At 68.3% G+C, this 13,515-nt stretch carries 13 protein-coding genes; 10 read left to right on the top strand and 3 right to left on the bottom strand.

Features of this window, described 5'->3' with window-relative positions; genetic code table 11:
- Positions 1–60 precede the first annotated feature (60 nt).
- Positions 61–999, top strand: a complete 939-nt coding sequence (locus ASD37_RS07195; protein ID WP_370072430.1) for a PHB depolymerase family esterase — start codon at positions 61–63, stop codon at positions 997–999.
- 6 nt (positions 1,000–1,005) lie between these two features.
- On the opposite strand, the gene ASD37_RS07190 is transcribed toward ASD37_RS07195, so the two are convergent.
- Positions 1,006–1,503 (bottom strand): DUF302 domain-containing protein, encoded by a 498-nt coding sequence (locus ASD37_RS07190; protein WP_056550021.1) that lies wholly within the window; start codon positions 1,501–1,503, stop codon positions 1,006–1,008.
- A gap of 89 nt (positions 1,504–1,592) precedes the next feature.
- Between ASD37_RS07190 and ASD37_RS07185 the strand changes: the two genes are divergently transcribed.
- The 3 genes from ASD37_RS07185 to ASD37_RS07175 all read left to right on the top strand — a co-directional run bounded on the left by ASD37_RS07185 (position 1,593) and on the right by ASD37_RS07175 (position 4,334).
- Positions 1,593–2,132 (top strand): TIGR00730 family Rossman fold protein, encoded by a 540-nt coding sequence (locus tag ASD37_RS07185; protein WP_056549466.1) that lies wholly within the window; start codon positions 1,593–1,595, stop codon positions 2,130–2,132.
- 15 nt (positions 2,133–2,147) lie between these two features.
- Positions 2,148–3,029: a LysR family transcriptional regulator gene (locus ASD37_RS07180; protein ID WP_056549464.1), complete on the top strand. Its 882-nt coding sequence runs from the start codon at positions 2,148–2,150 to the stop codon at positions 3,027–3,029.
- Between the two features lie 90 nt (positions 3,030–3,119).
- Positions 3,120–4,334 (top strand): MFS transporter, encoded by a 1,215-nt coding sequence (locus tag ASD37_RS07175; RefSeq protein ID WP_056549462.1) that lies wholly within the window; start codon positions 3,120–3,122, stop codon positions 4,332–4,334.
- Positions 4,335–4,336: 2 nt separating this feature from the next.
- Here the strand turns inward: ASD37_RS07175 and ASD37_RS07170 are convergent, their stop codons facing one another.
- Positions 4,337–5,893, bottom strand: coding sequence for a PTS transporter subunit EIIC (locus ASD37_RS07170; RefSeq protein WP_056549460.1), 1,557 nt, complete (start codon positions 5,891–5,893; stop codon positions 4,337–4,339).
- 115 nt (positions 5,894–6,008) lie between these two features.
- On the opposite strand from ASD37_RS07170, the gene ASD37_RS07165 reads away from it, so the two are divergent.
- Genes ASD37_RS07165 through nagA form a run of 3 tightly spaced genes read left to right on the top strand, consistent with a single transcriptional unit; the run spans position 6,009 to position 8,411 of the window.
- Positions 6,009–6,479 (top strand): PTS glucose transporter subunit IIA, encoded by a 471-nt coding sequence (locus ASD37_RS07165; protein ID WP_056549458.1) that lies wholly within the window; start codon positions 6,009–6,011, stop codon positions 6,477–6,479.
- Positions 6,480–7,265: a glucosamine-6-phosphate deaminase gene (gene nagB, locus ASD37_RS07160; RefSeq protein ID WP_056549456.1), complete on the top strand. Its 786-nt coding sequence runs from the start codon at positions 6,480–6,482 to the stop codon at positions 7,263–7,265.
- The gene (gene nagA / locus ASD37_RS07155) at positions 7,266–8,411 is read left to right on the top strand and encodes an N-acetylglucosamine-6-phosphate deacetylase (protein ID WP_056549454.1); all 1,146 of its coding nucleotides are present in this window, start codon (positions 7,266–7,268) and stop codon (positions 8,409–8,411) included.
- On the opposite strand, the gene ASD37_RS07150 is transcribed toward nagA, so the two are convergent.
- Complete coding sequence (locus ASD37_RS07150; RefSeq protein WP_056549452.1) at positions 8,349–9,692, bottom strand: MFS transporter; 1,344 nt, start codon at positions 9,690–9,692, stop codon at positions 8,349–8,351. The genes nagA and ASD37_RS07150 overlap by 63 nt on opposite strands.
- Before the next feature lie 142 nt (positions 9,693–9,834).
- On the opposite strand from ASD37_RS07150, the gene ASD37_RS07145 reads away from it, so the two are divergent.
- The 3 genes from ASD37_RS07145 to ASD37_RS07135 all read left to right on the top strand — a co-directional run bounded on the left by ASD37_RS07145 (position 9,835) and on the right by ASD37_RS07135 (position 13,512).
- Positions 9,835–11,202 carry an acetamidase/formamidase family protein gene (locus tag ASD37_RS07145; RefSeq protein ID WP_056549450.1) on the top strand — a complete coding sequence of 456 codons (1,368 nt, stop codon included), beginning with the start codon at positions 9,835–9,837 and terminating at the stop codon, positions 11,200–11,202.
- Between the two features lie 82 nt (positions 11,203–11,284).
- Complete coding sequence (locus ASD37_RS07140) at positions 11,285–12,553, top strand: hypothetical protein (protein WP_235567986.1); 1,269 nt, start codon at positions 11,285–11,287, stop codon at positions 12,551–12,553.
- Positions 12,550–13,512, top strand: coding sequence for a glutamate ABC transporter substrate-binding protein (locus ASD37_RS07135; RefSeq protein WP_056549448.1), 963 nt, complete (start codon positions 12,550–12,552; stop codon positions 13,510–13,512). The genes ASD37_RS07140 and ASD37_RS07135 overlap by 4 nt, the downstream gene beginning before the upstream one ends.
- The last annotated feature ends 3 nt before the right edge of the window (positions 13,513–13,515 follow it).

Below are 13,515 nucleotides of genomic sequence, written 5' to 3'. Positions count from 1 at the left end.
GTGCCGAATTCCGGCCAGGTCCCTCAAGTTCACCCGTCGTCCAACTTTGCCATCGACACTGTGCAGGTGCTCGCATCGACCAGGACGGCCCTCGTACGTCTGACAGCCATCGCATCCGTTCTCGGCTGCGCCCTCCTTGGATTCGTCGGGACCGCGTCGGCGTTCCCCGGTGGCGACGTCCGGGGTGACATGTCGTTCGGTGGGCTGCAGCGGACCTACCTGGTGCACGCCCCGAGCGGTGTCGACCGGCCCGCCGGGCTGGTGATCAACCTGCACGGCGCCGGCAGCGACGGGGCGGGCCAGGCGGCGAGCACCAACTACGGCGCGGCGGCCGACGCGCTCGGCTTCGTCGTCGCGTACCCCGACGGCGTCGACCAGAGTTGGGCCGACGGGCGCGGTGCCTCGATCCCCGATCGTCAGGGGGTCGACGACGTCGGATTCCTGACGGCGCTGGTCGACCGGCTCGCCCGTGACTACGGCATCCCGCCGGGGCGCGTGTTCGCCACCGGAATGTCGGCCGGCGGCTTCATGGCCACCCGGCTCGCGTGCGACCGGGCCGACGTCTTTTCGGCGGTGGCACCGGTGGCGGCCACGCTGGGGTCCGGCGTTGCCTGCAATCCGTCCCGCCCGGTGTCGGTGCTGGCCTTCAACGGCACCGCCGATCCCGTCGTGCCGTTCGCCGGCGGTGGCATGGTGGGCCGCGGCGGACCCAGCGACATCCTCGCCGCGCCTGCGTTGTCGGCGCGCTTCCGTGACGTCGACCGCTGCGCGAGCGCCCCGGTCGAGGACGAATTGCCCAGCGTTGGTGACGGCACGTCGGTGCGACGGTTCAGCGCGGTCGGATGTGCCGACGGCACCGCCGTCGTCCTGCTGCAGATCAACGGCGGCGGGCACACCTGGCCCACCGGCAACTTCGCCCTGCCCGGCGCGGGGCCGACCACCACGGCGACCAACGCGTCGCTGGCCAGCGCGCAGTTCTTCGCCGCCCACGGCAGGTAGGTCGGTTTAGGACTCCGTGATCGACGCGGCCAGGGCCGCGAGCTTCGTGTCGAGTGCGACGGCGGCCTCGAGCAGCGGCGGATTGGGTTCGATCACCATCAACGAGGACGGGCGGACGTAGGTCAGGGCGCTGCGGTCGCCTTCTTCCTCGGTGAGCAGCAGTTCGACCGGGGCGAACAGACCAGCCGTGACGTCGTGTCGAATCATCGTGATGGCGATCAGCGGATTCCCGATGATCACGCGCAAAACGTGGCGGTCGATTCCGGCCTTCGTGATCCACCCACCGTGGTCGAAGGACGCGAAGAGCATGAAGCCGTGGGGTCCGACGAACTCTTGGACTTCTCGTTCGTAGGACGCCCAGTCGTCGTGGCGCTGCGCAATGGCCTCGATCGGCACGGGTTGGCGGCCCACGTCGGCCAGCAGTGCGTCGACCAGCGAGGCGAAGTTCCTCGTGCTGTCGAAGCGCAATCTCACTCCGGTGAAGGGGATCTCCACTCCGGTCATGTCGGCCACCTCTCGTTCGTCGTGCTCAGTCTAGGTATGGTAGACAATATTCAGCTGTGAAGTTGGTGTATGCCCGGCATACTGGGCCCGTGAAGATCTGCGTCTTCCTCTCCGCCGCCGACCTCGACGAGCGGTACACCACCCCGGCCCGGGAATTCGGCGAGCTGATCGGGGCGGGCGGTCACACCCTGGTCTGGGGTGGCTCCGACACCGGGCTGATGAAGGTCGTCGCCGACGGCGTGCACGCCACCGGCGGCCGGCTTGTCGGCGTGTCCGTCGAGTTCCTGCGCGCCAAGGCGCGGGCCGACGCCGACGAGATGGTGTTCGCCGCCGACCTCGCCGAACGAAAGGCGTTGCTGCTGGCCGGATGTGACGCCGTCGTCGTGATGGTCGGCGGGCTGGGGACACTCGACGAGGCGACCGAGATCCTGGAACTGCGCAAGCACGGCTTCCACGCCAAGCCGGTGGTGCTGCTCAACACCGCGGGCTTCTACGACGGGCTCGCCCAGCAACTCGCGAGGATGGACGCCGACGGATTCCTGCCGATCCCGTCCGCCCAGCTGGTCTACGTCGCACCCGACGGGGCCAGTGCGATTGCCCATCTCGAGGAGTCCGTGGAGGCGCCGTAAGGCTATCGTCGGGCGGTGCGCCTCGAGGAACTGCAGTGGTTCGTCACTCTCGCCGAGACCGAACACGTCACGGAGGCGGCCGCCGAGCTGAGGGTTAGTCAGCCGACGCTGTCCCGTGCCCTGGCCCGATTCGAGGACCAAGCCGGCACACCCCTGTTCGACCGCGTCAACCGGCGCCTGCGGCTCAACGCCTACGGGCAGATCATGCTCGAGCACGCGCAGCGCAGCATCGCCGAAATGCAGTCGGCGCGCGATCGCATTGCCGCACTGCGCAACCCGGACAGCGGTCGGGTGCGGCTGGCCTTCCTGCATTCCCTCGCGAGCTGGTATGTGCCGGAACAACTTCGACGGTTTCGGGATGCCGTGCCCGGAATTGGCTTCGACCTGTTCCAGGGACCCGCGCACGAGATCACCGACCGCGTCCTCACCGGTCGAGCCGACCTCGCGATCACCGCCCCACGCCCCGACCCCTCCGACTTCACCTGGCGGCGGCTCTACGTGGAGCGACTGTGCCTAGCCGTCCCGCCGGGGCACCGGCTCGCCACCCGAACCAGAATGCGGCTCTCGGCGGCGGCCGGCGAGCCGTTCGTGGCCCTGGCCGAGCAGTACGGGCTGCGTCAGGTCACCGACGAACTCTGCGCCGAAGAGGGGCTGACCCCGGACATCGTGTTCGAGGCCACCGAGATTCCGACGATGGAGGGGCTGGTCGCCGCGGGGTTCGGCGTCGCCGTGGTGCCGGTGCCTCGCGACGACGCGGGTTCGACCAAGACCGTCCACGTGGCGCTGACCAACGGGGGAGCCAAGCGTGAGGTGGGGCTGGTGTGGGAGCGCGACCGCCCGTTGTCTCCGCCGGCCCGTCGATTCTCGGACTTCCTCGTCGCCTGGGAGCAGCCTTGACCCGCTGACGAGCGATGATGTGTTCGACGTATGGAGTTGACCAATTACATGCATTGGACACATGGCACGGGCGTTCCTACGGTAGTTCGAGTGTCTATCGAACAATGCGCCGCGCCGCGATGGGCGGGACATAGCCGCGGCTCGGCCGAGTACGGGCGACTGTTGGCCGCGCTCTTCTTCGCCGGGGTGGCGACGTTCGCACAGCTCTACTCGCCGCAGGCGGTGCTGCCGCTCATCGCGGGCGGGCTGCACATCGGTGCCGCCGACGTCGCGCTGACGATCTCGGCGTCGACCGTGGGATTGGCGCTCGGCGTCATTCCCTGGTCGACGCTTGCCGACCGCATCGGGCGGGTCAAGGCGATGACGATCTCCGTCAGCGTCGCCACCACCGTCGGGCTCCTGGTTCCCTTCGCGCCGACCTACGAGGCGTTGCTCGCCGGGCGCTTCGTCGAGGGACTGTTCGTCGGCGGGGTGCCCGCCATCGCGGTCGCGTATCTCACCGAGGAGATCGACCCGGCGCACGCAGCGCGGGCCGCCGGAACCTTCGTCGCAGGCACCACCATCGGCGGTCTTCTCGGACGACTGGTGGCCAGTCCCGTGGCGGAATTCGCCGGCTGGCGTGGGGGAGTGTTCACCGTCGCGGCGCTGTGCGGTTGCGCCGCACTGGCATTCGTCAAGCTCGCGCCCGCACCACGCGGCTTCGTTCCCCGTCGAGGAACGGGACCCGAGGGGACGCTCGTCCACCGGTTGGCGGCCAACCTGCGCTCACCCCGTCAGCTCGCCCTGTTCGCCCAGGGATTCCTGCTGATGGGCGGCTTCGTCGCGCTCTACAACTTCCTGGGGTTCCGGCTGACCGGTGCGCCGTTCTTCCTGCCGTCGTTCCTGGTCAGCCTGGTGTTCCTGGCCTACCTGGCCGGCACCTGGGCGTCGTCTCGCGCCGGGGCCGAGGCCACCCGCTTCGGCCGCAAACGCGTCCTGCTGGTCTCCGTCGCGATCATGGTCACCGGCGTCGCAATCACCCTGAGCGACAACGTGATCGCGGTCCTCGTCGGTCTGGTGGTCGCGACGGCCGGGTTCTTCGGGGCGCATTCCATCGCCTCGGGGTGGACCGGGCAGTCGGCACCCGTCGGCAAGGCGCAGGCGTCCTCCCTCTACAACCTCTTCTACTACGGCGGCTCCAGCGTCATCGGCTGGTTCGGCGGAGTGGCGTTCGACCGGTACGGCTGGACCGCCGTCGCCGCCACGATCCTGGCGCTGGCGATCGCCGCAGCCGCCATCGCCGCGCTCGTCCTGCCCAAGGACTAGCGCTAGAGCACGTCCTTGATGTCGTTCTTCAGCGCCTCGGCCTGCGTGCCGAACACGGCCTGGACGTTGTTGCCGACCTCGATGACACCGGCGGCGCCGAGAGCCTTCAACTGCGCCTGGTCCACCTTCGACGGATCGGCCACCTCCATCCGCAGCCGCGTGATGCAGGCGTCGACGTTGACCAGGTTTTCCCGGCCGCCGAACGCCGTGATGAGCTTCTCGGCCGTGCTCTCGGTCGTGGCAACCGACCCGCCCGCCGTCACGGTCGTCGCGGAAGTGTCACCCTCCCCGAGGTTGGCGCGCTCCTCCGCCTCGAACTCGAGCTCCGGCTCGCGACCGGGAGTCCGCATGTTCCACTTCGTGATCGCGAACCGGAACAGCACGTAGTAGAGGACGAAGAACACCACACCCATGCCGATGAGCAGCGGAATGTTCTTCGCCGCGGGAGCCGTGCCGTAGAGCAGCAGGTCGATCAACCCCGCGGAGAACGAGAAGCCCAGATGGATGTCGAGTAGGTAGGCGATCGCCAGGGACAGCCCGGTGAGGACGGCGTGCACGACGTACAGCGGGAACGCCACGAACATGAACGCGAACTCGAGCGGTTCGGTGACGCCGGTCAGGAACGCGGTCAACGCGGCTGCCGACAGGATGCCGACCGCGACCTTGCGTTGCTTCTTGTTTGCGACGTGGATCATGGCAAGTGCCGCCGCGGGCAGGCCGAACATCAGGATGGGGTAGAAGCCCGACGTGAGGAGCCCCGCCGACGGGTCGCCTGCCGCGAAGCGAGTCAGCTCGCCGGTGACGACCTTTCCGTCCGGGGTCTGGTAGTCGCCGTAGATGAACCAGACGAACGAGTTGACGATGTGGTGCAAGCCAAGGGGAATCAGCATGCGGTTGGCGAATCCGTAGATGAATGCGCCGATGGCTCCCGAGCCGCCGATGAACTTGCCAAGACCGGTCAGGCCCGCGTCGAACAGCGGGTAGCAGTAGCTCATCGCGAAGGCGAGGAACAGGCAGGCCAGGGACACCACGATCGGGACGAAGCGCCGACCCCCGAAGAAGCCGAGATACGAAGGCAATTGGATGGTGTGGTACTTGTCGAACAGATACGCGGTGAGCAGGCCGACCAGGATTCCGGCAAACACGCTGTAGTTGATCTGTGCTTGCTCGCCCGCCTTGTCGACCTCACCCGCCAGCACGATCGGCGACATCGTCTTGAACACCGCCTGCACGACCAGGTACCCGACGACGGCGGCCAGCGCCGTCGACCCGTCGGCCTTCTTGGCGAACCCGATCGCGACGCCGACTGCGAACAGCAGCGGCAGGTTGCTGAAGATCGCGTCGCCCGCCGCGGTCATCGCCTGGAAGAACGGTCCGATGACCGGAGCCTTGATGCTGCCAAGCAGGTCGTCCTGGCCGAGACGGAGCAGGATGCCCGCCGCGGGCAACACCGCGATGGGAAGCATCAAACTCTTGCCGAGTCGCTGCAGTTGCGCGAAGCCGGGGATTCGCATACCCGACTTCGTTTGTGATCCTTGGGATTTCGTCGTACCGCTCATGTCAGGTCACCCTCCTCTGCCGGCCATGCCGGCCACCGCCAAAGCTGCGGGGAAGCCTAGACGAGAACGCATGAACACGAGACCCGGTTGCGCCGGTACTCGTATTGTTGAGCAGATGAGCACCACACACGTCCTCGCACCGGTCGCCGGGCGCGCGGTATCCCTGCAGGATGTTCCCGACCCGGTCTTCTCCCAGGGCATGGTCGGATACGGCGCCGCCGTCGAGCCACCGCACGAGGTCACCGAGGCGATCGCACCGGTCGGCGGCAAGCTGCTGAAGTTGCTCCCGCACGCCTTCGTCGTCCTGACGCCGGACAACGTGGGCGTCCTGGTGCACCTCGGCCTGGACACCGTCGCTCTCAAGGGCGAGGGCTTCACGGCGCACGCCACCGAGGGCGACGTCGTCACCGCCGGTCAACTCGTCATCACCTACGACGTCCCGGCGATCGTGGCCAAGGGACTCAACCCGATCGTCCCCGTCGTGATCATGGACGAACGCGAAGCGGACAACGTCGTCGCCGCGGAAGCCGTCCTGGAAGGCGCCGACATCCTGGCCGGCGCACACCTTTTCACCGCCAACAAGTAAATGGAAGTCGTCATCTGCCGCGACGCCACGGAGATCGGTGGCATCGCCGCCGACGCGATCGGTGCCCTGCTGACGAGGAAGCCCGAGGCCGTCCTCGGGCTGGCCACCGGATCGTCGCCACTGGCGATCTACGACGAACTGGCGGTGCGCTGCGACGGCGGGCTCCTGTCGTTCGCCCGCGCTCGCGGGTTCACCCTCGACGAGTACGTCGGCCTGCCCGCCGACCACCCCGAGCGGTACCGCAACGTCATCGACCAGGTGTTCACCTCCCGCGTCGACTTCGCGCCCGGTGCCGTGTCGAGTCCCGACGGCGGGGCGGACGACATCCCGGCCGCCTGCGCGGCGTACGAGGCCGCGATCGCGGCTGCCGGCGGGGTCGACCTGCAGATCCTCGGAATCGGCACTGACGGGCACATCGCCTTCAACGAGCCGGGATCGTCGTTGGCGTCCCGCACCCGTATCAAGACGCTGACCCGGCAGACCCGCGTCGACAACGCGCGGTTCTTCGGTGACGACGTCGAATCGGTGCCGACGCACTGCCTGACCCAAGGGCTCGGGACCATCATGGAGGCCCGGCACCTGATCCTGGTGGCGACGGGTCGCAGCAAGGCCGAGGCGGTCCACCATCTGGTCGAGGGTGCGGTCAGCGCCATGTGGCCGGCGACCATCCTGCAGCACCACCCGCACGTCACGGTGCTTCTCGACGACGCCGCCGCGCGCCGGCTCCAATTGGTCGACTACTACCGCGAGACGTACCGCTCGAAGCCCGGATGGCAGGGCATCTGAGTGCTGATCACCGCCGACACCCTGCTCACCGGCCGAGAGCTGTTGCGGCCCGGCTGGATTGACGTCTCCGAAGGAGTGGTCCTGGCCGTCGGCGGTGGTCCGGCGCCGCGAGCCGCCGACTACGACCTTGGCGCGGCCACGGTGGTTCCCGGCTTCGTCGACACCCACCTGCACGGTGGCGGGGGAGCCAACTTCACCTCGGCCACCCCTGAGGAGACCGCGACCGCCGTCGGGGTGCATCGCCGGCACGGCACCACCGCCGTCGTCGCGTCTCTGGTCACCGCCGGATCCGACGAATTGCTCAGGCAGGTAACGGAATTGGCCGGCGACGTCCGGTCCGGCGTGATCGACGGCATCCACCTCGAAGGCCCATGGTTGTCGACCAAGCGGTGCGGCGCCCACCAGCCGTCGTTGATGCGCGACCCGGATCCCGACGAGATCGACCGCGTGCTGGCGGCGGGCGGAGGAGCCGTCCGGATGGTCACCATCGCCCCCGAGCGCGACGGTGCGCTGGCGGCCATCGGTCAGCTCGTCGCGGCGGGGGTGGTGGCCGCGGTCGGTCACACCGAGGCGACCTACGAGCAGACACGGGCCGCGATCGCCGCCGGGGCGACCGTCGGCACCCACTTGTTCAACGCGATGCGTCCCGTCGACCGCCGCGAGCCGGGGCCCGTCGTCGCGCTCCTCGAAGATCCGCGTGTGACCGTCGAGCTGATCACCGACGGCGTCCACGTCGCCCCCGCGATCTACCGCCACGTCACCCGCAGCGTCGGACCCGACCGGGTGTCGCTGGTGAGCGACGCGATGGCGGCGACCGGAATGGCCGACGGCCGCTACCACCTTGGGCCGCTGGCCGTTGACGTCGTCTCTCGCGTCGCGTCGGTGGCGGGCACGGACACCATCGCCGGAAGCACGGCGACGATGGACCGGGTGTTCCGATTTGCCGTCCAGCACTGCGGGTTACCGCGAGACGAGGCGCTTGAGCTGGCCGTGCGGCAGTCCTCGCTCAATCCGGCCAGGGCGCTTGGCCTTTCAGTCGACGGGCTGGTCCCCGGCGCGAAAGCCGATGTGGCGGTCCTTGACTCAGATCTTCGGGTGGTCGGGGTGCTGTACCGGGGCTCCTGGGCCCTCGACCCCGCTTGCTAGCGGCCGGTTCGCCGTCTCCCGCATGGTGAGCACCGTCGCGAGGGTCACCACCGCTGCCACGATCACGTAGTAGGCCGGTGCGACGGCGTTGCCGGTCCGGTCGGTCAGCCAGGTCGCCACATACGGTGCGGTGCCGCCGAACAGGGCGACCGAGACGTTGTAGCCGATCGAGTAGCCGGTGGACCGCACCCGGGTGGCGAACAACTCGGCGCCCGCGGCCAGCGACGCCGACACGAACACCGCCTCCAAGGCGGCCAATCCCGCGTGGGCGGCGATGGCCGCCCCCAGGGAGCCGGCGTTGAGCAGGATGAACAGCGGGTAGGCGAACACCGCGAATCCGACGGCGCCTGCGATCAACAACGGTTTGCGGCCGATCCGGTCCGACAATGCCGCCAGCGGCAGGATCAGCAGCAGCGCCGCGACGCTGGCCACGGTGATCGAGACGAAGGCGTCGGTCTTGGTGAACCCGAGGGTCTTCGTGAAGTAGGTGGGCAGATACGTGAACACCACGTAGAAGCCGACGTTGTGGACGACGACCAGGCCGATGATCTGCAAGATGGGCCGCCACGCCGTCCGCACTGCCTCCCGCAGTGGGGATTCGGCAACGTCGCCCGAGTCCTGCAGCCGTTCGAATTCGGGGGTGTCCCGCAGGCGCAGCCGGATGTACAACCCGACGACGCCGAGGACGCCGGCGATGAGGAACGGAATGCGCCACCCGTAGGCGTTCATCGCATCCTCGGACAGGATCGCCTCCAGCGCGGTGACGGTCACCGATCCCAGCAGGAAGCCGACCACCACCGACCACACCAGGAAGGCGACGACGAGCCCGCGGTGCCGCGTCGGGGCGAATTCGGCGAGAAAGCATGCCCCACTGCCGTATTCGCCGCCAGCGGAGAACCCTTGCACGCAACGCAGCAGCACCAGCAGCACCGGCGCCGCAACCCCGATCGTGTCGAAACTCGGTATCAGACCGATGCCCAAGGTGGACAACGACATCAGGACCACCACGATCGCCAGCACCCGCTTGCGACCGATCCGGTCGCCGAGCGGGCCGAAGAAGAAGCCGCCGAGGGGGCGCATGAAGAAGGCCACCGCGAACACCGCGAACGTGCTGAGCAGTGCGGCGGTGCCGTCGACGGACGGAAAGAACTTCTCGGCGATGTAGGTGGCCAGAAAGCCGTAGATCGCAAAGTCGTACCACTCGACGGTGTTGCCGATGCCCGCTCCGACGATGGCCTGACGAAGCGAGCCCGGCTCGACCTCTCGTGTCGCTGTGCTCATGCTCCTTGGTTCCCACGCGCGGCGTCGGATAACCCCCAACCGAGGGTCGTCGCGAGTCGTTACTTCCCAGCAACTTCCCAGAAACGCACCCGGGGAACCCGTACCGGTAACGCTTCGCCCTTCGACGAGCTGGGAGCTCTACATGACCGATTCACTGGCCGAACACGCCGCCGAGACCATCGCCCGCGGCATCGGCCGTAGGGGGTTCGCGCAGGCGGTGGCCGGAGTCTTCGCCGGCGTGGGCATCGCAGGCACCGCGGCAGCGTGCTCGTCGGCGAGCGGGGGTGGCAGCGGTGGCACACCGTCGAGCCCGGCGGCGCAGGGCAACGGTCCGATCCTTCAGCCGGGCAGCGGGGACAGGCCCGGCGACCACTATCTGAGCTCAGAGGTCGACCAGGTGCTGTGGGGCTACGTGCCGACCGTCGAGTCGCGGCCGGTGCTGCAGATGCGCTCCGGTCAGACCGTCACCGTCGACACGGTGTCGCACGAGGGAATCCTCGAGGACCAGGGCCGAAATCCCGTCGAGTACTTCGGTTCTCACGGCGTTGCGGAGGCCGACGTCCTTCGTGACGCGGTGGACATCGCCTCGGGATACGACCGCACGCCCCGAAACTTCGACGTCGACGGCCCGCACGTCGTCACCGGCCCGATATTCGTCGAGGGCGCCCGACCGGGCGACGTGTTGAAGATCGAGACCCTCGAAGCGACCCCCAGAGTCCCATACGGCGTGGTGTCGAGCCGCCACGGCAAGGGTGCGCTCGGAGCGACCGCCGGCGGGGCGGCGCCGGCGGGCATCTCACTCGAGGAGGTCATGCCACCCCCGGCCACCGATGGGAGGAAGACCAAGAACCCGGCCGAGTACGGCAACGTCTCCACCTTCACCGCCGTCGAGGACGGCCACGGTGTCATGCCGTTCGGCAATGCCGCCGTTCGCTTTCCGCTTCGGCCGTTCATGGGGATGATGGGCGTCGCCTACGCCAGCGCTCCCGGCCTGACGTCGCCCAATGCCAACTCGATCCCACCCACCCTCGGTGGCGGAAACATCGACATCGGTCTGCTCGGTCCCGGCTCGACGTTCTATCTGCCCGTGTTCGCCGACGGCGCGCTGTTCTACGTCGGCGATCCCCACCTGGCAATGGGCGACGGAGAAGTCGCGCTGACGGCGATGGAGGGGGCCCTGCGCGGCACCTTCCGGTTGACGGTCTGCAAGAAGGGCAGTGGCGATGCCCCGTCGGTCGCCTACGGGTACCCCTTCGCCGAGAACGCGGATGCCTGGATCCCGATCGGATTGTCCGATCCCGACGGTGCGGTCAACGGCCAAGGCAACGACCTGAACGTCGCGATGCGACGCGCCGTCGTCAACGCGTTGAACTTCCTCCAAGACGACCGGGGCATGGATCGTCCGACCGCATACGCCTACCTGTCGGCCGCGGCGAACTTCTCCGTGAGCCAGGTGGTCGACAAGACCGTCGGTGTTCACGCGCAGATCCTCAAGGCCCACTTTGGATAGCTCGCGTTGACGACGGCGAATATCGTTCTACCTCCGAGCCGCTGACCGCCTGCGGTTACGATCGCGGCTGGGGGTGAACGACATGACCACGACGCACACACCGGCGCCCATGCTGGACGCCCAGACGTCCGAGGGATGGCTGCGGCGCTTCGCCCGCACCACCCCCGGCGTGATCGGTCTGATTGCCGTGATCGTCGCGGCATCGTGTGTCGTGGCCGGCGTGGTTCTCGGCGGCCAGCTCGACAGCCGGATCGCGAAGGGCAACGCCGTTCTCGACCATTCCGAGCCATTCGCCTACAACGCGCAAAAGCTCTACGCCGCACTTTCGGCCGCCGATGCCGCCGCGGCGACCGAGTACCTTTCCGGCGGGCTCGAGACGGCGCCGATGCGGTCGCGCTACCAGCAGGCCCTCGCCGACGCCGCCGAGGCGTTGACCGACGCGACGCTGGGGGCCAGTGACGGGCAGACACGTACCGCGTTGGCGCAGATTTCGGCTGAATTGGCCGCATACACCGGTCAGGTCGAGTCGGCGCGGGCCAACAACCGGCAAGGCTTCGCGGTCGGGGCCGCGTACTTCCGGGAGGCATCCTCGTCGATGCAGACCTCGATGCTTCCCAGTGCCGAGCGGGTGTACACGGGAGCCCTTGCGGCGGTCGACGAGGACCAGAAGGCGGTGGCGTCGCTGCCGGTCGTCGGGCTTGTCCTGCTGCTGATCGTGTTGGTGCTGATCGCCGTCGGCTCGCTGATCCTGGTCGGGCGCACCAACCGGCAGTTCAACAGGGGTCTGATCGCCGCGACGATCGCGGTCGTGTTGGTGGCGGCGTGGGTCGTGGTGGCCAACGTGTTCGTGGCCAACAGCATCGAGGCAAGCCGAACGCAGGGGACGGCGCGATTCGAGCAGCTAGCGAACGCCCGCGTCATCGCCCAGAAGGCCAGAACCGAGGAGACGCTGCAGTTGATCTCGCGGGGTGACATCACCGCGGGGGAGAAGTCCTTCGGCGACCGCATCGGCCAGCTGACCGCCTTGCTCGAGGACGAAAACGCGGCTGGCAGCGTCGCCGCGTGGACCGCCAGTCACGGCAAGCAGGTCGAGCTCTACCAGGGCGGTGACTATCCCGGCGCGCTCGCCCAGGCGATCGGACCCGATCCGAGCGCGTCGGCCGCGTTGTTCGCGAGCATCGAGACCAGCCTGAACGACGCCATCGAACAGACCCGCACCACGCTGCGCGACGACGTCTCCGCCGCGGGAACTCGCCTGTCGTGGAGTCCCACCGGCACATTGGTGCTGATGGTGATCGCCGCGGCGGCCGCCGTCGTCGGGCTGTGGCCGCGGCTCAAGGAGTTCCTGTGAAGGCGCGGATCGCCGTGGCGCTCGTCGTGCTCGCGCTCACCTCTGGCTGCGGATCTCCCGAGGCGCCGCAGGCGGTCACCGTCACGCCCGTCAACGCCATGCCGGGCGGTGCCGAGGAAATCGACACCGCGCCGGCCGCAGGCAACGCGGACTGCGACAGGGAGGCGAGCCTTCGCCCCGGTCCGCAGCCCGCGCCTGGCGCGATGCCACCGGGCTCGACGATGGCGAACATCCTTGCGCGCGGCCGTCTCATCGTCGGCGTGGACCAATCCACCAACCTGTTCGGCTCCCGCAATCCGGCCACCGGTCAGCTCGAGGGTTTCGACGTCGACCTCGCTCGCGAACTGGCTCGCAGCATCTTCGGCGACCCCAATCGGGTCGACCTGCGGGTGGTCACCGCGGCACAACGGGAGACCGCGCTGCAGGAGGACCAGGTCGACCTGGTGGTCCGCACGTACTCGATCACCTGCGACCGCAAGAAGAAGGTCGCCTTCTCCACGCCCTACTACGTCGCCAAGCAGCGGATCCTCGCGACGAAGAACTCCGGGATCCGAACTGCCGCAGACCTTTCCGGCAAACGGGTGTGCGCGGTGAAGGGGACGACGTCCCTGGCCGCGTTGTTCGGCCTCGACCCGCGGCCGACGATCTACGGCGTCGGGCAGTGGACCGACTGCCTCGTGATGGTGCAGCAGGGCCAGGTCGACGCGATCAGCACCGACGACGTCGTGCTCTCCGGATTGTTGGCGCAGGACCGAAGGAACCTGGAGTTGGTCGGCGCCAGCATCGGCGACGAGCCCTATGGGGTGGGCGTCAAACTGGAGAACCAGGACCTGGTGCGCTTCGTCAACGGTGCGCTGGACCAGATGCGCGAGGACGGCACGTGGGAGCGGCTCTATCAGGCCAACCTGCAACAGGTCGCGCCCTCGCCTGGCCCGCCGACCGCGCGGTATCAGGACTGACGA

It is taken from the genome of Mycobacterium sp. Root135 (assembly GCF_001426545.1).
Taxonomy (GTDB): domain Bacteria; phylum Actinomycetota; class Actinomycetes; order Mycobacteriales; family Mycobacteriaceae; genus Mycobacterium.
The sequence above is the reverse complement of the archived record's forward strand: the minus strand, read 5'-3'. Positions and strand labels throughout refer to the sequence as shown.